The following is a 20,611-nucleotide window of genomic DNA, read 5'->3' as shown; positions in this document are numbered from 1 at the left end:
CGAGGATGGAACAGCTGCCAAGACGCGTGGCGCAGATGGCGCGGGAGCATGCGCTCTGGGTGCCGGGCGACCGGATCCTGGTCGCGCTCTCGGGCGGGCCGGACTCGACGGCGCTGCTGCATCTGCTGCTGCAGCTGGCGCCGGCCGAAGGACTGACGATTACGGCCGCGCATGTCGATCACGGCCTGCGCGGCAAGGAGTCCGCCGCGGAGGCCGAAGCGGCAGGCCGGCTGTGCCGGTTGCTCGGCGTAGAGGTGCAGCTGCTGAAGGCCGACGTGTCCGGTCACATGACCCGGACGGGCCTGGGGGTGCAGACAGCCGCCCGCGAGCTGCGCTACGCCCGGCTGCACGAGGCGGCGGCCCGCTGCGGCGCATCACGCGTGGCGCTCGGCCATCAGGCCGACGATCAGGCCGAGACGGTGCTCATGCGCATGCTGCGCGGCAGCGGGCTGGGCGGGCTGTCGGGCATTCCCGTGAAGCGCCGGGAAAAAAACGTGGAACTTATTCGTCCGCTGCTGCGTATTACAAAGGCGGAGCTAATCGCCTATTGCCAAACTGCGGGGCTCGCATACAGTACGGACAGCAGCAACGCCAAGCCGGATTACATCCGCAATGCCATTCGCCTGGAGGCGCTGCCGCAGCTGCGTCGCTTCAACCCGCGTCTGGATGCTACGCTTGCGCGTACGGCCGAAGTGGCGGCTGCAGAGGACGCTTATATGGAAGCGCGCACGGCCGAGCTATTCAAAGCGCATGTGCATGCTGTAGACGGCGGTTACAAGGCGTCACATAAGGCGCTGCTGGCGCTGCCGCTCGCTTTACAAAGGCGGTTGATTAAACTAATATTAAGCTATCTGTCAAGGGAAAAGAATGGCATTGCCTTCGAGCACGTGGAAGCGATCCGCGCCGCGATGTGCAGGGCCGAGCCGACGACGTGGCGGCTTGACGCGGTGGACGGCATTCGCTGCATGCGCGAGTACGATACGATGAAATGGGTACGACCGGCCGAGCAGCCTGGCCCGTATACATATGTTGTCCCCCGTGATGGCGGCGAGCTGAAGATTTCGGAAGCCGGCATCGCGCTGCAATTCGCACTCGTTTCAGGCGCTGCCCCGGCTCGGCCAGACCGGCGCGAGGCTTGGTTTGATCCGGCGCAGCTGCATCTGCCGCTGCAGGTCCGGAGCCGCCGGGCGGGCGACCGGATGGCCGTCGCCGGATTAAAAGGCACCAAAAAAGTGCAAGATATGTTCGTGGACGAGAAGGTGCCGGCCGCGCGGCGCGCGCGGTGGCCCCTTTTATGCGACGGGCGCGGCGAGCTGCTGTGGATTCCGGGACTGCGCCGCTCGGCGCTGGCTGCGCCGGCCGGAGCGGGGCCGTATCTGCGGGTGCGTGCGCTTGCCGGAGCGGCGGACGATGGCATGGAAAGCTTATTTGAATCATAACGTTTATAGATCAATTCATGGGAGGTCCCCGCGATTGTTGAATGACATTCAGGAAATACTGTATGATGCCGAGCAAATCCAGCTTAAAGTCAAAGAAATGGCACAGCAGCTAAGCGAGGATTTCGACGGGCGCAATCCGCTCGTTATTTGTGTGCTTAAGGGAGCGTTTATTTTTATGGCCGACTTGGTTAAAAACATAAACATCCCCCTTGAAACGGATTTCATGGCGATCTCCAGCTACGGACAATCCACCAAGTCCTCCGGCGTCGTCAAAATCGTCAAGGATCTGGACTCGCCGGTAGAAGGCAGGGACGTCGTCATCGTCGAGGATATCATCGACAGCGGCTTGACGCTCAGCTATCTGATCGATGTGCTGGAGCGGCGCAACGCCAAGTCGGTGACGGTCGCGACGCTGTTCGACAAGCCCGGCCGCCGCACGGTAGAGCTGGAAGCCGACTATACCGGCTTTTCGCTGCCGGACGCCTTTGTCGTCGGATACGGCCTCGACTATGCCGAGCGCTACCGCAATCTGCCCTTCATCGGCATCCTGAAGCCGGATGTGTACGCCCCATGAAGCGAGCCTCTCGCAACCGAACAGGCGCCGCGACATCGCGCGGAGGCACTTCTATTGTGGTGGAAAGTCATGCTATGGTAAAATATTTTAAGCGCCTTGAAAGGAGGTAGGGGATGAACCGGATCATCCGCAACACTGGATTTTATTTGCTCATCTTTCTGGTAACCGTAGGCATTGTCCAGATTATCACCCGATCCAACGACACCACTGTCGAGTTGCGCTACGATGAGCTGCGCGAGCAGATCGCAAGCGATAATATCGAGGCGATGACCCTGCAATTCGACGGTTACACGTATTACGTCACTGGCACGTTCCGGTCACAGCCTTCCGACGCGGATTCTGCGGAATTTATCTCGCATGTCAACGTGGAAGAATTTGCGGTTCAGCAGATTCACCAGGCATCCGAGCAGAATGGCTTTAGCCTGGATTACAAGCCGCAGGAAGGTCCGAGCTTCTGGCTCACGTTCCTTACCTCGATCATCCCTTTTGTGATTATTTTCATCTTGTTCTTCTTCCTCATCAATCAGGCGCAAGGCGGCGGCGGCAAGGTAATGAATTTCGGCAAGAGCCGCGCGCGATTGTATAACGAAGAGAAAAAACGCGTCACCTTTGAGGATGTCGCGGGGGCGGATGAAGAAAAGCAAGAGCTGGTGGAGGTCGTCGACTTCCTCAAGGATCCGCGCAAATTCGCAGCTGTGGGGGCGCGTATTCCAAAAGGTGTGCTGCTCAACGGACCTCCGGGTACCGGTAAGACGCTGCTGGCGAGAGCCGTTGCCGGTGAAGCCGGCGTGCCGTTCTTCAGCATATCCGGTTCGGACTTCGTCGAGATGTTCGTCGGGGTCGGCGCTTCGCGCGTACGCGACCTGTTCGAGAACGCGAAGAAAAATGCGCCGTGTATCATATTCATCGACGAGATCGATGCGGTCGGCCGTCAGCGCGGCGCAGGACTCGGCGGCGGTCACGACGAGCGCGAGCAGACGCTCAACCAATTGCTCGTCGAGATGGACGGCTTCGGCGCCAACGAGGGCATCATCATCGTGGCCGCGACGAACCGGCCGGACATTCTCGATCCGGCGCTGCTGCGTCCGGGCCGCTTCGACCGTCAGATTACGGTGGACCGTCCGGATGTGAAGGGCCGCGAAGCCGTGCTCAAGGTGCACGCCCGCAACAAGCCGCTGGAGAAGGACGTCAAGCTCGACGTCATCGCCAAGCGTACGACCGGGTTCACCGGCGCGGATCTGGAGAACCTGCTCAACGAGGCCGCTCTGCTGGCCGCGCGACGCAACAAGAAGAACATCGCAATGCTCGAGATGGACGATGCGATCGACCGTGTCATCGTCGGCACAGAGAAAAAGAGCCGCGTCGTGAGCGATCGCGAAAAGCGGATCGTCGCGTATCACGAAGCCGGACATACGATTATCGGCTACTTCCTGGAGCATGCCGATATGGTGCACAAGGTCACGATTATTCCGCGCGGCAAAGCCGGCGGCTACGTAATCATGCTGCCGAAGGAAGACCGCATGCTCGTCACGAAGCAGGAGCTGCTCGACAAGGTCACCGGGCTGCTCGGCGGCCGCGTCGCCGAAGAACTGTTTATCGGCGAGATCGGCACCGGCGCCTATAGCGACTTCAAGCAAGCGACCAGCATCGTGCGGGCGATGATCATGGAGTACGGGATGAGCGACAAGCTCGGGCCGATGCAATTCGGCAACTCGCAAGGACAGGTCTTCCTGGGTCGCGACCTGGGTCACGAACAGAACTACTCCGACGCGATTGCCTATGAGATCGACCAGGAGATGCAGAGCTTCATTACCCATTGCTATACGCGGGCCAAGGAGCTGCTGAGCGAGAAGAGCAAGGAAATGCATCTGATCGCCGAGACGCTGCTCGAAGTGGAGACGCTCGAGATCGAGCAGATCAAGCGCTTGATCGAGACCGGATCGCTCAAGAAAGACGATTCGGACGAGGGCGACACGGAGCCGACCGAGGAGTCGAGTGCAGAGCCGAACATTGACACGCTGGGCAACGTCAAGGTTCGCATTCAGCCGCGCGAGCCCGGGGAAGGCGCGCCGCCGAGCGGCGAGCCGACTCCGGATAAGCCGGACGGCGACGGCGGGGACGGCAATCGTTCCTGATTGGGCGCTTCAGAGATTTGGCGCCTGCCGCATTTGCGGCAGGCGCTTTTTCTGTGCGAGCGTTCCTTGCAGGCGGGAACGGCAAAACGTCGCTCCTTCATCGTCCGCATTTGTTGACAGTCCTGTTCACGTTGTGTACATTTAGGGGTAACCAATTTATTTTTTCAATTTGGGTCACACTATAGCGGCGGACCTGCAGCACGGGGTCTTGGATGGACATAGGTGAGGAGAGGATTGTGCCGTGGACGCACTTGTACTGGAGCGCAAGGAGCAGCAGAATCGCGAGCTCAAGGAGCGGCTCCTGCAATTGAAGAAGGAACGCAATGCCATCATTCTGGCGCATTATTACCAGCGGGACGAGATTCAAGAGGTTGCCGATTTTCGGGGCGACTCCTTTTTGCTTGCGCAGAAGGCCGCGCAGACCGATGCGGAGACGATCGTCTTTTGCGGCGTGCATTTCATGGGCGAGAGCGCCAAAATATTGGCACCGGATAAAACCGTGATCATTCCGGACGAACGGGCGGGCTGCCCGATGGCGGATATGGTCAACGTGGACGGGCTGCGCGAGCTGAAGGCGCAGCATCCGAATGCGAAAGTGGTCACGTATATCAACTCGTCCGCAGAAATCAAGGCGGAAACCGATATTTGCTGCACCTCCGCCAATGCGGTCAAGGTCGTCAATTCGGTGGACGCCGATGAGATCATTTGGGTGCCGGACAAAAACCTGGGCCATTACGTCCAGCAAAAAACGGACAAAAAAATGATCATCTGGGAAGGATATTGCAACACGCACGACATGCTGACCGTCAAGGATGTCGAGGAAATGCGCGCCAAGCACCCGAATGCGGAGTTCGTGGTGCATCCGGAATGCCGGCCCGAGGTCGTGGCGCTCGGCGATTTTGTCGGCAGCACGACGGCGATTATCAAATATTGCCGCGAGTCGGACACCAAGGCATTCATCGTTGGCACGGAGGACGGCACCGGCTATCAGCTGCGGCTCGACAGTCCAGGCAAGGAGTTCCATTTTGCGACGAAGTACCTCGTATGCCCGAATATGAAGGTCAACAACCTCAAAAAGCTGGTGAAATGCCTGGAAACGATGCAGCCGCAAATCTACGTGCCGCCGCACATCGCGGATCAGGCCCGGCTCTCGCTTGAACGCATGCTGCAGGTGAAGTAATGATTCCTCGCTATCTGGTCGATTTTACGATAGACGAGCTGCCTGCGGTCGAAAAGGACGTCATTGTCATCGGGGCCGGCATTGCCGGCCTTTTTACCGCGATCAAGGCGGCGGAAAGCGGCCAGCGGGTGCTCATGATCACCAAAAAATCGGTGCTCGACAGCAATACCCGCTATGCGCAAGGCGGCATCGCCGCAGTCATCGCCGAGGATGACTCGCCGGCCTATCACCGTCAGGACACGCTCATCGCCGGTGCCGGGCTATGCGCGCATGATGCGGTCAATCTGCTCGTGCACGAGGGGCCGAGCGGCGTGCGGGATCTGGTCGGCATGGGCACGCAGTTCGACCGGGAGAACGGCAGCTATGCGCTGACCAAGGAGGGCGCGCACAGCCAGCGGCGCATCCTGCATGCCAACGGCGATGCGACCGGTTATGAGATCGTGCGCGCCTTGTCGGAGAAGACCCTGTCGCATCCGAACATCGAAGAATGGGACGACCACTTCGTCCTCGATCTGCTGACCGCAGACGGCGAATGCTGCGGCGTCCTGCTGCAAAAGCCGGACGGGCAGCGCCTGATCGTGCGCGGCAAAGCGACCGTGCTCAGCACCGGCGGAGCCGGGCAGTTGTATCGCTATACGACGAACCCCGACGTGGCCACCGGCGACGGCATCGCTATGGCGTACCGCGCGGGGGCCTTGATTCAGGACGTCGAATTTATTCAATTCCATCCGACCTCGCTCTGCTATCCCGGCGCGCCGCGCTTCCTTATCTCCGAGGCGGTCCGCGGCGAAGGAGCGGTGCTGCGCAACATCAAGGGCGAGCGCTTCATGGAGCGCTACCACGAGCAGCTCGAGCTGGCGCCGCGCGATGTGGTGGCGCGGGCGATCGTGAGCGAGATGGAGAAGACCAAGTCCACCTTCGTGTACATCGATATTACACATGAGGCGGCGGACATGGTCAAGCACCGATTCCCGACCATTTACGAATTTTGTCTGACCTACGGCCTCGATCTGACGAGCGACTGGATTCCGGTGGCTCCGGCTGCGCATTATATGATGGGCGGGGTCAAAACCGATCTGAGCGGCGAAACCAGTCTCAAGCGGCTGTTCGCCTGCGGCGAAGTCTCCTCGACCGGCGTGCACGGCGCCAATCGGCTGGCGAGCAATTCACTGTCGGAGGCGATCGTGTTCGGCCGCCGCATCGCCGGCAGGATCGCAGAGCTGCCCCCCCTTCAGGCCGGATCGGTCGAGGAGAGCCCGGACGAGCGCCGCAGCGCGCATCCGATCCATGCGGTCGTGGAGAAGCGGCTCAAGCTGCAAAAAATCATGGTGCGCTATGTCGGTGTGAATCGCGATGCGATCGGCCTGGTCAAGGGGGTCGAGGAGCTTCAGCGACAGCTGCCGATTTTTCAGACGGTGCTGACGCGACGCGAGGAATTTGAATTCGGCAACATGCTGACCTGCGCGCTGCTGATCGCCCAGGCCGCGCTCGCGCGCGAGGAGAGCCGGGGCGCGCATTACCGCGAAGATTTTCCCGAGCGGGACGACCTGCTGTGGCGCAAGCATACGGTGCTGCACCGCGAGCATGGGGTAACGGAGGAGCGAATTGACGATGTATGAGGCATGGAACTATGACTATGCGCTGCGCGAGCAGCTGCGCAGCTGGCTGGCCGAGGATGTCGGGGCAGGCGACATATCGACCGCGACGACCATTCCCACGGGCACGCGCGGCCGCGCGGTGATCCACGCCAAGGAGAGCGGGGTCATCGCGGGCATGGCGGTGGCGGCGCTCGTATTCGAGCTGGTGGATGCGCAGCTGGACTATCGCCCGGCGGTGGAGGACGGCACGGCGGTGGACAAGGGCACGATTCTCGCAGAGGTCGAGGGCAGCGTACATAGCCTGCTGACGGGCGAGCGCCTCGCGCTCAATCTGCTGCAGCGCATGAGCGGCGTCGCGACCAAGACGCGCCGCTATGTGGACGCGCTGCAGGGCTTGCCGGTGCGGCTGGTCGATACGCGCAAGACGACGCCGGGCCATCGCCAGTTGGAGAAGTATGCCGTCCGCGTCGGCGGCGGCGCCAATCATCGCTTCGGGCTGTATGACGCGGTGATGATCAAGGACAATCATATCGTCGGCGCCGGCGGCATCCGGCAGGCGGTGGCGGCGTCGCGCCGTGCGATTCCGCACACGATGAAGATCGAGGTGGAGACGGAGTCGCTGGAGCAGGTCGAGGAGGCGCTCTCGGCCGGCGCAGACATTATTATGCTCGACAATATGGCGCCCGAGCGCATGCGCGAGGCGGTGCGCCGCATTCGCGAGCGGGCGCCTCATGTCGTCATCGAGGCTTCCGGGGGCGTGCGGCTCGACACCGTCCGGGGCATCGCAGACACCGGCGTCGACGTGGTCTCGGTCGGCGAGCTGACCTACGGGGCGGCGGTGCTGGACATCAGTCTCGATCTGGGCGGCATCAAAGGGGGCGGCGCTTCATGATCCTCGTCATCGACGTAGGCAACACGAATATTGTGGTCGGCGTCTACCGCGGCAGCGAGCTGCTCCACCATTGGCGCTTGAGCACGAACCGCTCGGCGACGGTCGACGAATACGGGGTCACGATACATAACCTGCTGCAACTGGCTGATCTGCGCATCGACGAGATTGCCGGCATCATGATCTCCTCAGTCGTACCGCCGCTCATGCGGACGCTAGAGCAGCTCTGTCTGAAGTACATGCGGCAGCGCCCGCTGATCGTCGGTCCGGGCATCAAGACCGGACTCAATATTCGCTACGAGAATCCGCGCGAGGTGGGCGCGGATCGGATTGTCAATGCGGTGGCGGGCATCGAGAAGTACGGCACGCCGCTGATCGTCGTCGACTTCGGTACGGCGACGACCTTCGACTATATCGACCGGGACGCCAACTATATGGGCGGCGCGATCGTGCCGGGCATCGGCATCTCGACGGAGGCGCTGTATCAGCGTGCGGCCAAGCTGCCGCGCATCGAGCTGGTCAAGCCCCCGAGCGTGATCGGCCGCAACCCGGTTACATCCATGCAGGCCGGCATCATCTACGGCTATGCGGGTCAGGTGGACGGCATCGTCAAGCGCATTCGCAGCGAATTCCGCGTCGATCCGTACGTGGTTGCGACCGGCGGGCTGGCGGAGCTGATCGCCGCCGAATCGGAGACCATCCGCGAGGTCGACCCGCTGCTGACGCTGGAGGGACTAAGACTGATCTATGCACGCAATCAATCCAACTGAGGGCGAAGGGGTGAGCGATATGGATACGGCCAAGGATCATCTCGTGCGCGGCACGGCCTGGGGCGGCAAGCTGCGCGTGTTCGCGGCCCGGACGACCGCGCTGGCGGGCGAGCTGCAGCGCCGTCACGGCACGCTGCCGACCGCCACGGCCGCGCTCGGACGCACGGCCGCGGCGGGGGCGATGATGGGCGCCATGCTCAAGGGCAAGGAGAAGCTGACGATTCAAGTCAAGGGGGACGGCCCGATCGGGCAGATTGTAGTCGACGCCAACGCCGCGGGCGAGGTGCGCGGCTACGTCGATCATCCGGAGGTGCATCTGCCGAGCAACGCCCAAGGCAAGCTGGACGTGGCGGGTGCGGTAGGACGCAGCGGGTTCATTCATATCATCAAGGATCTGGGCATGAAGGAGCCGTACAGCGGCAGCATTCCGATCGTATCGGGCGAGCTGGGCGAGGATTTTACGTACTATTTTGCAACCTCGGAGCAGACGCCCTCCGCCGTCGGACTGGGCGTGCTCGTCGACACGGACGGCTCGGTCATGCAGGCCGGCGGCTTCATCGTACAGCTGCTGCCGGGTCTGGACGACGATGAGATCGCCGATCTGGAACGCCGTCTCGCGCAGATGCCTCCGCTCACGGCGCTGCTCGACCAAGGCGAGACGCCGGAGGAGGTGCTCCGCTTCGTCGTCGGCGACGATGTGGAGATCATGGAAACGCTGGCCATCGCCTATGCATGCCCGTGCTCGCGCGAGCGCGTCGAGCAGACGCTGATCAGCATGGGCGAGGCGGAGCTGGTGCAGTTGATCGAGGAGGACGGACAAGCCGAGGTGCTCTGTCATTTCTGCAACGAAGCCTACACCTTCGACCGCCCTGCGCTTGAGGCGCTGCTGGAGCAAGCGCGGCCGCAGGCCGAGCGCTAGGGCGGGAGCGGGATGCGGAGAACGGATCTTCTCAAAGGACTGATCGCGGTCCAGGCCGCCTGCATGATTGTGGTAGCCGTCGTTGTGCTGATCCGGCTGCTGCCCGTCAGCGCGGGCGGCGCTCCGGCAGTCCCGCCTGCGGAGCCGGAGCCGGCGGCGCCGGACGGCGGCGCAGTAGTCGGACAGGTCGGCGGCAAGGCCGTCACCAAGGACGAGCTGCTGCAGGCGCTCGAGCAACAATTCGGCAAGCAAGTGCTGTATACGCTGATGGTCCGGCGGGCCATCGATCTGGAGGCGGAAGCGGTCGGCCTGTCCGTCTCGGCGGCCGAGGTGGAGCGCGAGCTGGCGCGAATGATCGATGGGTACGCGAGCGAGGCAGATTTTTATCAAGCGATGGAGGGGCAGCTCGGTCTGACCAAGGAACAGGTCGCCGAGGACGCCAAATACCGCCTGCTGCTGGAGCAGATCGCGATGCGGGCGGTGGAGGTGGGCGAGGCGGAGGTCGATGCCTACATCGACAGTCATCCCGCACGCTTCGCGCCGGACATTCGCGTCGATCTGGCCTGGATCCTGACCGAGACGCCGCGGCTGGCGGAGCAGGCGGTCGGCGAGCTGGAGGACGGCGCGTCCTTTGCCGCGCTGGCACGGCGTTATTCCATGGATGAATACACCGCCGAGATCGGCGGCGAGATCGGTCAGGTCGACCTCGACGATCCGTTTGTCGATCCGGCGGTGCTGGAGGCGGCTGCGGAGCTCGAGGTCGGGGCGATCGCCGGTCCGCTGGTCGTGGACGACGGCTACGCCGTCATTCGGCTCAACGAACGCACGGTTTCCCAGCAAATGGACGAAACGCGCATTCGGGAAGCGGCTTTTCGGCTGGCGGCATTGTCGCTCGCGCCCCCGCTGCACGAAGTGGAACGGGACTTGCTCCTCAAATACGAGGCGCAGGTCCTGCCGCCATATGAGCTTGGGAATTGACCCTTATGAACTTGGCTATTGACACAGCATGTGCGACTTGTTAAGATAAAGGTAGTAAACCCAACCGAAATAGTCGGAAATAAGGGAGGCGCACACGCAATGGCCAGAATCGTCCAAAATGTGACCGAATTAATCGGAGATACTCCGCTTGTTCGTTTGAATCGTCTCGTACCCGAAGGCAGCGCGGAGATTTATGTCAAATTGGAATACCAGAATCCGGGTGCCAGCGTAAAAGATCGCATCGCGATCAGCATGATCGAGGTCGCAGAGCAGGAAGGCCTCCTCAAGCCAGGCGATACGATTGTCGAGCCGACCAGCGGCAATACCGGCATCGGCCTTGCCCTCGTCGCAGCGGCCAAAGGCTACAAGACCATCCTCGTCATGCCGGAGACGATGAGTCTGGAGCGCCGCAATTTGCTGCGCGCCTACGGTGCGGATATCGTCCTGACGCCGGGCTCGGAGGGCATGAATGGCGCAGTGCGCAAGGCGGAGGAGATCCAAAAGGAGAACCCGTCCTATTTCATGCCGCAGCAGTTCAAAAATCAAGCGAACGTCAAGGTGCATCGCGAAACGACAGGACCGGAAATTGTCGAAGCGATCAACTCGCTGGACGGCCAGTTGGATGCCTTCGTGGCGGGCATCGGCACCGGCGGCACCATCAGCGGCGCCGGCGAAGTGTTGAAAGCAAGCTACCCGGACATCAAGATTTATGCGGTGGAGCCGGCGGCGTCTCCCATCCTGTCCGGCGGCAAGCCCGGCCCGCACAAAATTCAAGGCATCGGCGCAAATTTCGTCCCCGATATCCTGAACCGCGAGGTGTATGACGGCGTCATCACCGTCGAGAACGAAGAAGCGTTTGAATACGCGCGTCGCGCGGCCAAGGAAGAAGGCATCCTGTGCGGCATCTCCTCCGGCGCTGCAATCTACGCCGCGCTGCGCGTGGCCAAGGAATTGGGCAGCGGCAAGCGCGTAGTCGCAGTCGTGCCGAGCAACGGCGAACGTTACCTGAGCACGCCGCTCTTTAACTTCGAGAACTAATGTATTCGGACCTGCCATAGCCGGCGCCCTTCACTTTTGGTGAAGGGCGCTTTTATGCGGTATGGCCGGCGCTTGAATTGTCCGGAGACATGTGGTATTTTGAATGCAACATTTCGACAGATTCTTTGAAAGTCGGCAGCATGATCGGAAAGGAAAGGGATGCTCGGTGTCACTAGGTGTTACCTCGTATGATCAATGGCAGGCCTGGCGACAAAACGGGGGCTTCACGACCTTGCCGTATCTGCATACGATAGCTGCCTCGCTGCCCGGACATCGCCTTGCCGATTGGCTGGGGGCATGGCAGGCGGCGTCCCCTTACGCCATTATTCTGGAGAGCGGCAAGACTGGCCGATACACGTATCTTGGCCTGCGGCCGGCGGAGGTGCTGCGCGGCAAGGACGGTCGCGCCGAGCGGCTCGATCCGATCGACGGCACGGTCCGCGAGTCGCTGCACGGCGCGCCGCTAGAGGTGGTGCGGGCCTGGCATTCGCGCCGTCGCAGTCCGCGGCTGGAGGGAGCGCCGCCGCTGCTTGGCGGCAGCGCCGGCTATTGGAGCTACGATGTCGTACGCGCGATCGAGTCGTTGCCCGTGCAGGCGCAGGACGACCTGCGGGTGCCGGACTACCTGTTCCTGCAGCTCGACGAGCTGTGGATCATCGATCACGAGCGGGACCTGTTGCATTGCGCGGTCCACACGCATCTGGAGCCGGACGCGCCGGGAGGAGACACCCTGCGCGCCAGCTATGACGAGGCGGCGCAGCGCGCGCAGGAGATGGCTCGGCTGTGGCGCGAGCTATGCCGAGTCGCCGGCGACGGGGCGGGCGCCGCGGCGGATCGGCGCCGGCGCGAGCAGATGCGGGCGGATGATCTGCAGATCAACGTCGAGGACATGACCGGGATACGTTCGCCCTTTTCCAAGCGGGACTTCGAGGCTGCGGTGCTGCGCATCCAGGACTACATCGCGCAGGGCGACGTCTTCCAGGTCAATCTCTCGCTGCGCCAGAGCCGCGAGCTCCTCGCCTCCTCCGAGGAGCTGTACGAGTGGCTGCGGCTGATCAATCCCTCTCCGTATATGGGCATGCTGCGCTGCCCGGACTTCCAGCTCGTCTCGGCTTCGCCGGAGCTGCTCGTACTCGCCCGCGAGGGCCGGCTCGCGGCGCGGCCGATCGCCGGCACCAGGCGACGCGGGCGCACCGAGGCGGAGGATGCGGCGCTGGCGGAGGAGCTGCGCACCAATGAGAAGGAGCGGGCCGAGCACATCATGCTCGTCGATCTGGAGCGCAACGATCTGGGACGGATTGCCGCCTACGGCTCCGTCCGGGTGGACGAGCTGATGATCATCGAGCGCTACTCGCACGTCATGCATCTCGTCTCTCAGGTGGAGGCGCGGCTGGCGGCCGGCAAGGACGCATTCGACGTCGTTGCGGCGACCTTTCCCGGCGGGACGATCACCGGCGCGCCGAAGATTCGGACGATGGAGATTATCGAGGAGCTGGAGCCGGTGCGCCGCGGGCCGTATACCGGCTCGATGGGATGGATTGACTACAACGGCGATATGGAATTTAATATTATTATCCGCACGATGACCGTCAAGGACGGTTCCGTCCATATCCAGGCCGGAGCGGGCATCGTGATCGACTCCGATCCGGAGCGGGAGTATTACGAATCGCTGAATAAGGCGAAGGCGCTGTGGAAGGCGATCGAATATAGCGAGCGCACGGCCGGTACAGCGGCACGATAGAAGGAGGCGAGCGATGTGATCCTGGTCATCGACAATTACGATTCGTTTACATTTAACCTGGTGCAGTATCTGGGCGAGCTTGGCGAGGAGATTGTCGTCAAGCGCAACGACGAGATCGATCTGGAGGGCATTGCCGAGCTGCGGCCGGACCATATTCTTATCTCGCCAGGCCCCTGTACGCCGAGCGAGGCGGGCATCAGCCTGGCGTTGATCGAGCGCTTCAAGGGCGAGATCCCGATTTTTGGCGTCTGCCTCGGGCATCAGGCGATCGGACAGGCTTTTGGCGGGGATGTCGTGCGCGCCGACAAGCTGATGCACGGCAAGACCTCCAGCATTCGCCATGACGGCCGGACGATCTTCGCGGGGGTGCCGTCGCCGTATACGGCGACCCGCTATCACTCGCTGATCGTGAAGCGCGACACGCTGCCGGACTGTCTGGAGATCAGCGCCGAGACGGACGAGGGCGAGATCATGGCGCTGCGGCATCGGGAATATCCGATCGAGGGCGTGCAGTTCCACCCCGAATCGATTATTACCGAGCACGGCTTGACGCTGCTGCGCAACTTCCTGGCGATCCAGGCGGGCGCCCCCCGATGATGAAGGTCGGGTACAACGGGTCCGTGCTCGACGCGGACCAAGCCGTGCTCTCGGTCTACGAGCACGGCTTTTTGTACGGGCTCGGGCTGTTCGAGACGCTGCGCACCTACGGCGGGGAGCCGTGGCTGCTGGAGCGTCATCTCGCTCGCTTGCAGGAGGGCTGCCGCGCGCTTGGCATTTGCTACGAGGCCGACCCTGACGTTATCCGCGAATGGCTGCGTCGGCTGATGGACGCCTGCGGGCTGGAGGAAGCCTATGTCCGTCTGACCGTTAGCGCCGGCGTCGGCGAGCTCGGCTTGCCTAGCGGCGACTACGAGGCGCCTAATGCGATATTGCTGGTCAAGCCGCTGCCCGCTTTGCCCGGCCGCTTGGATACGCACGGCAAGCCGCTGCGCCTGCTGCGTCTGCCTCGCAATACCCCGGAGGGCGGCGTGCGCATGAAATCGCTCCATTATATGAATAATATTCTCGCCAAGCGGGAGCTGGCGGCCGCGGGCCCGCCGGAAGCCGAGGGGCTGATGCTGACGCAGGACGGCTGGCTCGCGGAGGGCATCGTCAGCAATTTGTTTTTCGTTCGCGAAGGCGTCGTTTGCACGCCCGAGATCGGGACCGGCATTTTACCGGGCATCACGCGCGCCAAGGTGCTCGAGCTGGCGCATGCCGCCGGTGTGTCGTGCGGGGAAGGACGCTACCGCCCGGACTTGCTGTTTGAAGCGGACGAAATTTGGGTAACCAATGCCATACAGGAGCTGGTGCCGATCACTGCAATCATCGGCACAGACGGTACGAAGACGACGATAGGCGCAGGGCAGAGCGGGCCGATCTGCAGACGGCTGTTGCAACTGTACCGCGAGCAGGCGTGGCGCGCGGTAGGCGCCGCGCAGCCGCAGGGCGAGGAGGGGCGGCGATGAGGGCGACGATACGGCGCAGAAGCTATGTATGGAAGGACGGCACGCAGCTCGCGCTCGGCGAGCGCACGTTGATTATGGGCATTCTCAATGTGACGCCGGACTCCTTCTCCGATGGGGGACGCTACGACGACCTGGAGCGGGCCGTCAGGCACGCCAGAGCGATGGTCGATGCGGGCGCGGACATCATCGATATCGGCGGCGAGTCCACTCGTCCCGGCAGCGCGCCGGTCGATGTGACGCGCGAGCTGGCCCGCGTCCTGCCGACGGTGCGCGCACTGGCCGAGGCGATGCCGGGCGTGCCGCTGTCCATCGATACGTACAAGGCCGAGACGGCGCGTCAAGCGCTGCAGGCAGGCGCGCATATCATCAACGACATCTGGGGGCTGCAGGCCGATCCCGACATGGCGGCGGTCGCGGCTGCGTATCGCTGCCCGGTCGTCATTAGTCACAATCGCGCCGATACGAATTATGTCGAATTGGCGCATGACGTGCGGGAGGATCTGGCGCGATGCGCGCAGACGGCGCTGTCGGCCGGTGTCGAGCCTGCCCGCATCTGGCTCGATCCGGGCATCGGCTTTGCCAAGTCGTACGAAGACAACCTGCGGCTGATGGGACAACTGGATACGCTGGCGGAGCTCGGCTACCCGCTGCTGCTGGGCACCTCGCGCAAGCGATTCATCCGCCGCACGCTGGAGCTGGATGCGGACGAGGTCGTGGAGGGCACGGCGGCGACTGTGGCGCTCGGCATTGCGCAGGGCTGCCAAATTGTGCGCGTCCATGACATTGCGCCGATGGCGCGGATCGCGCGGATGTGCGATGCGATCGTCTATCGGCAGGCGCAGATCACCGAGTAAGAGGAGGCGAAGTTGTGGATCGGATGATGCTCAAGGGCATGCAATTTTATGGATACCACGGCGTTTTTGAAGAAGAGAACAAGCTGGGGCAGCGCTTCGGCGTCGATCTTGAGCTGCTGCTCGACCTGCGCGAGGCTGCCGCCAGCGACGACATCGCGCAGTCGATCAATTATGCGGATCTTCACGCCCTGACCAAGGAAATTGTCGAAGGCAAGCCGTTCCAGTTGGTGGAAGCGTTGGCCGGTGCCATTGCATCTAAGCTTCTGGACTCGTATACTAGGATAAACGAAGTGACGGTACGGGTCGTGAAGCCTCACCCGCCGTTCGATATTCAATTCGACGGCGTAGTCATCGAGCTGCGCAGAAAGCGGGATGCGCATGGACAGATCGTCGCCGCTTGGGCCTGAAGCCTCGGCTCCGGCGCTCGCATACATCGCGCTCGGCTCGAATCTGGGCGCGCGCGACGACTTTTTGCGTCAAGCGCTGCGTCGACTGGACGAGACGCCCGGCGTACGGATTCTTCAAGTGTCTGGCATCTACGAGACCGACCCGGTGGGCTACACCGAGCAGCCGGCTTTTCTTAATATGGCCGCTGCGCTGCGGACGCGGAGGTCGCCGCATGCACTGCTCGGGCTGCTGCTGGAGACAGAGCAGCAGCTCGGGCGCGTGCGCGAGCAACGCTGGGGGCCCCGGACCATCGATCTGGATCTGCTGGCATACGAGGACGCGATCCTGGATGAGTCGGAGCTTATCTTGCCTCATCCGCGCATGATGGAGCGGGCATTCGTGCTCGTGCCGTTGTCCGATGTCTTGCAGGCGCAAGCGGCGCGGGGACTTCCCGATCCGCATGCGGTGCAGGCGATAGCGGCCGAGGCGCGTCGTATTGGAAAGGAAGGCATCACATTATGGAATACGATCAGCTGGCCCAGCGCATCCGCGCCTTCCGAAAGCTGAAAGGGCACACGCAGCAAGAGCTGGCCGAGCGGCTTGGCGTATCCGTGGCTGTGCTAGGCTCGCTGGAGCGGGGAACGCGCCGGCCGGATGCCAAGCTGCTGGAGCATATCGCCGATACGCTCGGCATCGAGCTCGCGGAATTGGTCGGGAATACGTATCGGATCAAGGATTGAAGAAAGAAACAGCGAAGGAACGCAAAGTCAGGAAAGGAGCATGGAGAAGCATGCTGAAAATCGGATCAATCACCATGAAAAACAACGTCGTGCTGGCCCCGATGGCCGGCGTGTGCAATCCGGCATTCCGCCTGATTGCCAAAGAATTCGGCTGCGGACTGGTCTGTGCGGAGATGGTGAGCGACAAGGCGATCCTGCACGGCAACAAGCGGACGTTGGAAATGCTGTATGTGGATGAGCGGGAGAAGCCGCTCAGCCTGCAAATATTCGGCGGCGACCGCGAGTCGCTGGTCGAGGCGGCCAAGGTGGTCGACCGCCAGACCAATGCGGACATCATCGATATCAACATGGGCTGTCCGGTGCCAAAGGTTACCAAATGTGACGCAGGCGCGCGCTGGCTGCTCGATCCGAACAAAATTTACGAGATGGTAGCGGCAGCGGTCGATGCAGTCCAGAAGCCGGTCACGGTGAAAATGCGGATCGGCTGGGACAGCGAGCATATCTATGCCGTGGAGAATGCGCGCGCCATCGAGCGAGCAGGCGGGCAGGCGGTGAGCGTGCACGGCCGTACGCGCGAACAGCTGTACACCGGTCATGCCGACTGGGACATTCTCAAGGAAGTCAAAGAAGCGGTGTCGATCCCGGTCATCGGCAACGGCGACGTGTTCACGCCAGAGGACGCGCAGCGGCTGCTGGCGCACACCGGCTGCGACGGGGTCATGATCGGACGCGGCGCACTCGGGAACCCGTGGATGCTCTACCGCACGGTGCACTACTTGACCACCGGGGAGCTGCTGCCTGATCCGGAGCCGGCCGAGAAGATGCGGATCGCCATCCTCCACATGGATCGGCTGATCGCACTCAAGGGCGAATCGGTGGCGGTGCGCGAGATGCGCAAGCATTTGGCCTGGTACCTCAAAGGACTGCCTGGCGCGGCCCGCATCAAAGATCATATCATGGAAGAGACAAGCCGCGACAAGATGGTGCATATTCTCGGCGGATACATCGACTCGCTGGCCGAGCAAGAGGTCTCGTCCGAGGAGCGGCCGGCCATCGCCCAGTCGGTATAGCCGCTATGCCGCCCCGCCGGGGCGGCCATGCTTTTTCGGCTGCCGGCCGGCAGCCCGTTCGTTAGCGCAAGCGTGCCGGATTCCGGCACGCTTGCGCTATAGCGAGCATAGCGCTTACATAAGGGCGGCTGACCGTCATTGACATTTGGGTCAAATTTGAAATATAATCATGCAATAGAAATTTGACCTGCCTACAAACAGGAGCTCCAGAGGGCATCCTTGTTCCCGCTGATGCTTGCCCCCTCCTGATATGTCATCATGTGTGTCCGGCGCTGCTGTGAAGTACCAAGTGAGTTCATACATTCGGTATGAAAATAAGTCACATGACAGGAGAAATGGTAAGATGAGCGATAAAGAGATTATTCTGACCCAAGACGGGCTGAAGAAGCTGGAAGAGGAACTGGAAAACTTGAAGTCGGTGAAGCGCCGCGAGGTGGCGGAGCGGATCAAAATTGCAATCGGATACGGGGACATCAGTGAAAACTCCGAGTACGAGGACGCCAAAAACGAGCAGGCTTTCATTGAGGGCCGCGTCATCACCTTGGAGAAAATGCTGCGCAACGCACGCATCATCAATAATGACGATATCGACATCGACACGGTCAGCATCGGCTCGATCGTCGAGGTGGAGGATCTTGAATTCAAAGACAAAATGGAGTATACGATCGTCGGCACTGCCGAGTCCGATCCGTCGCAGAACAAGATTTCGAACGAGAGCCCGGTCGGCAAGGCCATTCTCGGCAAGAAAAAAGGCGATGTCGTCGAAGTCAACGTCCCGGCAGGCGTCATTGAATATAAAATTATTGATATTAAAAAGTAAGTTCGAACCAATCGCCGATTGAAAAGCTTCCTTTTGGGAGCTTTTTTTCAAAACTTATAGGAAATACCATGGTTTTGCCTATGCTGGTAAAGGAGATGGACATCAAGTGTCGGATCAAAATGTAGAGGTTACAACGGAGGCGGGACGGGAGGAAGCCCTGAGCGAGCTGCTGCAAATTCGCCGCGACAAGCTGGGGGAGCTGCGCAACCTGGGGATCGATCCGTTCGGCGCACGCTTCGAGCGCACGCACGAAGCCGCCCGCATCCACGAGGAATACGGCGCAATCAGCAAGGAAGAGCTGGCCGAGCACCCGGCCGAGGTGCAGATTGCCGGCCGCATCATGCAAAAACGGGGTATGGGCAAGGCGGCATTCGCGCATATCCAGGACCTGAGCGGTAAAATTCAAATCTATGTCCGGCAGGATACGGTGGACGAGGCGGCCTACAAAGGCTTCGGATTGCTCGATATCGGCGATATCGTCGGTGTGCGCGGCGAGGTGTTCAAAACGAAAACCGGAGAGACCTCGGTCAAGGCGCGTGAGGTGGTCGTTCTGACCAAATCGCTGCTGCCGCTCCCGGAAAAATTCCATGGTCTGAAGGATGTCGAGCTGCGTTATCGCCAGCGCTATGTCGATCTGATCATGAATCCGGACGTCCAGCAGACGTTCGTCACGCGCTCGCGGATCATTCAGTCCATGCGCCGCTACCTGGACTCGCTCGGCTACCTGGAGGTGGAGACGCCCACCCTCCACAGCATTGCCGGCGGTGCGGCGGCACGCCCGTTCATTACCCACCACAATGCGCTCGATATGGAGCTGTACATGCGGATCGCCATCGAGCTGCACCTGAAGCGGCTCATCGTCGGCGGCATGGAGAAGGTGTACGAGATCGGCCGAGTCTACCGCAACGAAGGCATCTCTACGCGCCACAATCCGGAATTCACAATGATCGAGTTGTATGCGGCTTATGCCGACTACACCGATATCATGGAGCTGACGGAACAGTTGGTCGTGCATATCGCCCAGGAGGTGCTGGGTACGACTACGATTGCGTATCAAGACTACGAAGTCGAGCTCGGCCAGCCTTGGCGCCGCGCGGCGATGGTCGATCTGGTCAAGGAAGCGACCGGGGTCGACTTCCGCGAGCCGATGACGGACGAACAAGCCCATGTCCTGGCAAAGGAGCACAAGGTGCCGGTAGAGCCGCATATGACCTTCGGTCATATCGTCAATGCGTTCTTTGAAGCTTTTGTCGAGGAGACATTGATTCAGCCGACGTTTGTGACGGGGCATCCGGTCGCCATTTCGCCGTTGGCGAAAAAGAGCGCGGACGATCCGCGGTTTACGGAACGCTTCGAGCTGTTCATCGTAGCGCGGGAGCATGCCAATGCATTTACCGAGCTCAATGATCCGATTGACCAGCGCGAACGCTTCGAGTCCCAACTGCAGGAGAAGGAGCAGGGCAACGACGAGGCCCATGAAATGGACGAGGACTTCATTCGGGCGCTGGAGTACGGACTGCCGCCGACGGGCGGGCTCGGCATCGGGATCGATCGGCTGGTCATGCTGTTGACCAACGCCCCTTCGATCCGCGATGTCCTGCTGTTCCCGCTGATGCGCGAGCGCACTGGCGAATAAGACGCATCTCGGAAGATATGCCATTGTGCTCCTCGAAGGGGAGGCAGACGGCAGGAGAAAGGCTGGCGGCCACAGGGGAGACTCCCCTGCCGCCAGCTTTTTTTGATGCCTTTCCCGTAGGATCGCCCCGACCGTTTTGTCTTTCTAAAAAAAGTTTTTAAAAAGCCTTGCAATTGGGTATAGGCCTGTGTTATATTCTTATAGTCGCCGCTTGAGAGAGCGAGGACATGCAAAAGCACTACGATGGTTCCTTGAAAACTGAACAACGAGCGTAAAGCCCCAGATTCTTTCGGGAATCTGGAAGAGCAAAACAACGAATGAGCTAACCAAGCTCC

At 61.4% G+C, this 20,611-nt stretch carries 20 protein-coding genes; all 20 read left to right on the top strand.

Going from position 1 to position 20,611, the window contains the following annotated elements:
- Nucleotides 1-5: 5 nt before the first annotated feature.
- The 20 genes from tilS to lysS all read left to right on the top strand — a co-directional run bounded on the left by tilS (nucleotide 6) and on the right by lysS (nucleotide 20,276).
- The gene (gene tilS / locus IDH44_RS24795; RefSeq protein ID WP_190921512.1) at nucleotides 6-1,439 is read left to right on the top strand and encodes a tRNA lysidine(34) synthetase TilS; all 1,434 of its coding nucleotides are present in this window, start codon (nucleotides 6-8) and stop codon (nucleotides 1,437-1,439) included.
- A 34-nt stretch (nucleotides 1,440-1,473) separates the two neighbouring features.
- Nucleotides 1,474-2,013 (top strand): hypoxanthine phosphoribosyltransferase, encoded by a 540-nt coding sequence (gene hpt, locus IDH44_RS24790; protein ID WP_190921511.1) that lies wholly within the window; start codon nucleotides 1,474-1,476, stop codon nucleotides 2,011-2,013.
- 113 nt (nucleotides 2,014-2,126) lie between these two features.
- Nucleotides 2,127-4,148, top strand: a complete 2,022-nt coding sequence (ftsH, locus tag IDH44_RS24785; protein WP_190921510.1) for an ATP-dependent zinc metalloprotease FtsH — start codon at nucleotides 2,127-2,129, stop codon at nucleotides 4,146-4,148.
- 241 nt (nucleotides 4,149-4,389) lie between these two features.
- Nucleotides 4,390-5,328, top strand: a complete 939-nt coding sequence (gene nadA / locus IDH44_RS24780; protein WP_190921509.1) for a quinolinate synthase NadA — start codon at nucleotides 4,390-4,392, stop codon at nucleotides 5,326-5,328.
- Entirely contained in the window at nucleotides 5,328-6,947 is a 1,620-nt protein-coding gene (gene nadB, locus IDH44_RS24775; RefSeq protein WP_190921508.1) for an L-aspartate oxidase, read from the top strand. Before nadA ends, nadB begins: the two co-directional genes overlap by 1 nt.
- Nucleotides 6,940-7,818, top strand: a complete 879-nt coding sequence (nadC, locus tag IDH44_RS24770; RefSeq protein WP_190921507.1) for a carboxylating nicotinate-nucleotide diphosphorylase — start codon at nucleotides 6,940-6,942, stop codon at nucleotides 7,816-7,818. The genes nadB and nadC overlap by 8 nt, the downstream gene beginning before the upstream one ends.
- Complete coding sequence (locus IDH44_RS24765) at nucleotides 7,815-8,585, top strand: type III pantothenate kinase (RefSeq protein WP_190921506.1); 771 nt, start codon at nucleotides 7,815-7,817, stop codon at nucleotides 8,583-8,585. Before nadC ends, IDH44_RS24765 begins: the two co-directional genes overlap by 4 nt.
- Before the next feature lie 19 nt (nucleotides 8,586-8,604).
- Nucleotides 8,605-9,504, top strand: a complete 900-nt coding sequence (gene hslO / locus IDH44_RS24760) for an Hsp33 family molecular chaperone HslO (RefSeq protein ID WP_190921505.1) — start codon at nucleotides 8,605-8,607, stop codon at nucleotides 9,502-9,504.
- A 12-nt stretch (nucleotides 9,505-9,516) separates the two neighbouring features.
- Entirely contained in the window at nucleotides 9,517-10,482 is a 966-nt protein-coding gene (locus IDH44_RS24755) for a peptidylprolyl isomerase (protein ID WP_190921504.1), read from the top strand.
- Nucleotides 10,483-10,581: 99 nt separating this feature from the next.
- Entirely contained in the window at nucleotides 10,582-11,520 is a 939-nt protein-coding gene (cysK, locus tag IDH44_RS24750) for a cysteine synthase A (RefSeq protein WP_190921503.1), read from the top strand.
- A 166-nt stretch (nucleotides 11,521-11,686) separates the two neighbouring features.
- Complete coding sequence (locus IDH44_RS24745; RefSeq protein WP_397326843.1) at nucleotides 11,687-13,261, top strand: anthranilate synthase component I family protein; 1,575 nt, start codon at nucleotides 11,687-11,689, stop codon at nucleotides 13,259-13,261.
- Between the two features lie 15 nt (nucleotides 13,262-13,276).
- Complete coding sequence (gene pabA, locus IDH44_RS24740; RefSeq protein ID WP_190921501.1) at nucleotides 13,277-13,858, top strand: aminodeoxychorismate/anthranilate synthase component II; 582 nt, start codon at nucleotides 13,277-13,279, stop codon at nucleotides 13,856-13,858.
- Nucleotides 13,855-14,769, top strand: a complete 915-nt coding sequence (locus IDH44_RS24735) for an aminotransferase class IV (protein WP_190921500.1) — start codon at nucleotides 13,855-13,857, stop codon at nucleotides 14,767-14,769. Before pabA ends, IDH44_RS24735 begins: the two co-directional genes overlap by 4 nt.
- Complete coding sequence (gene folP / locus IDH44_RS24730) at nucleotides 14,766-15,623, top strand: dihydropteroate synthase (protein ID WP_190921499.1); 858 nt, start codon at nucleotides 14,766-14,768, stop codon at nucleotides 15,621-15,623. The genes IDH44_RS24735 and folP overlap by 4 nt, the downstream gene beginning before the upstream one ends.
- 14 nt (nucleotides 15,624-15,637) lie before the next feature.
- A complete protein-coding gene (folB, locus tag IDH44_RS24725) occupies nucleotides 15,638-16,030 on the top strand; it encodes a dihydroneopterin aldolase (RefSeq protein ID WP_190921498.1) in 393 nt (130 codons plus the stop codon).
- A complete protein-coding gene (gene folK, locus IDH44_RS24720) occupies nucleotides 16,002-16,577 on the top strand; it encodes a 2-amino-4-hydroxy-6-hydroxymethyldihydropteridine diphosphokinase (protein ID WP_190921497.1) in 576 nt (191 codons plus the stop codon). The genes folB and folK overlap by 29 nt, the downstream gene beginning before the upstream one ends.
- On the top strand, nucleotides 16,529-16,750 hold the full coding sequence (locus tag IDH44_RS24715; protein WP_190921496.1) for a helix-turn-helix domain-containing protein: 222 nt from the start codon (nucleotides 16,529-16,531) through the stop codon (nucleotides 16,748-16,750). The genes folK and IDH44_RS24715 overlap by 49 nt, the downstream gene beginning before the upstream one ends.
- A gap of 50 nt (nucleotides 16,751-16,800) precedes the next feature.
- Complete coding sequence (dusB, locus tag IDH44_RS24710; protein ID WP_190921495.1) at nucleotides 16,801-17,820, top strand: tRNA dihydrouridine synthase DusB; 1,020 nt, start codon at nucleotides 16,801-16,803, stop codon at nucleotides 17,818-17,820.
- Nucleotides 17,821-18,163: 343 nt separating this feature from the next.
- The gene (gene greA / locus IDH44_RS24705; RefSeq protein WP_190921494.1) at nucleotides 18,164-18,640 is read left to right on the top strand and encodes a transcription elongation factor GreA; all 477 of its coding nucleotides are present in this window, start codon (nucleotides 18,164-18,166) and stop codon (nucleotides 18,638-18,640) included.
- A gap of 106 nt (nucleotides 18,641-18,746) precedes the next feature.
- On the top strand, nucleotides 18,747-20,276 hold the full coding sequence (gene lysS / locus IDH44_RS24700; protein ID WP_190921493.1) for a lysine--tRNA ligase: 1,530 nt from the start codon (nucleotides 18,747-18,749) through the stop codon (nucleotides 20,274-20,276).
- Nucleotides 20,277-20,611: the final 335 nt, after the last annotated feature.

This window comes from Paenibacillus sabuli, from assembly GCF_014705605.1.
GTDB lineage: Bacteria > Bacillota > Bacilli > Paenibacillales > Paenibacillaceae > Paenibacillus_D > Paenibacillus_D sabuli.
This window is presented reverse-complemented; position numbering and strand designations above follow the sequence as displayed.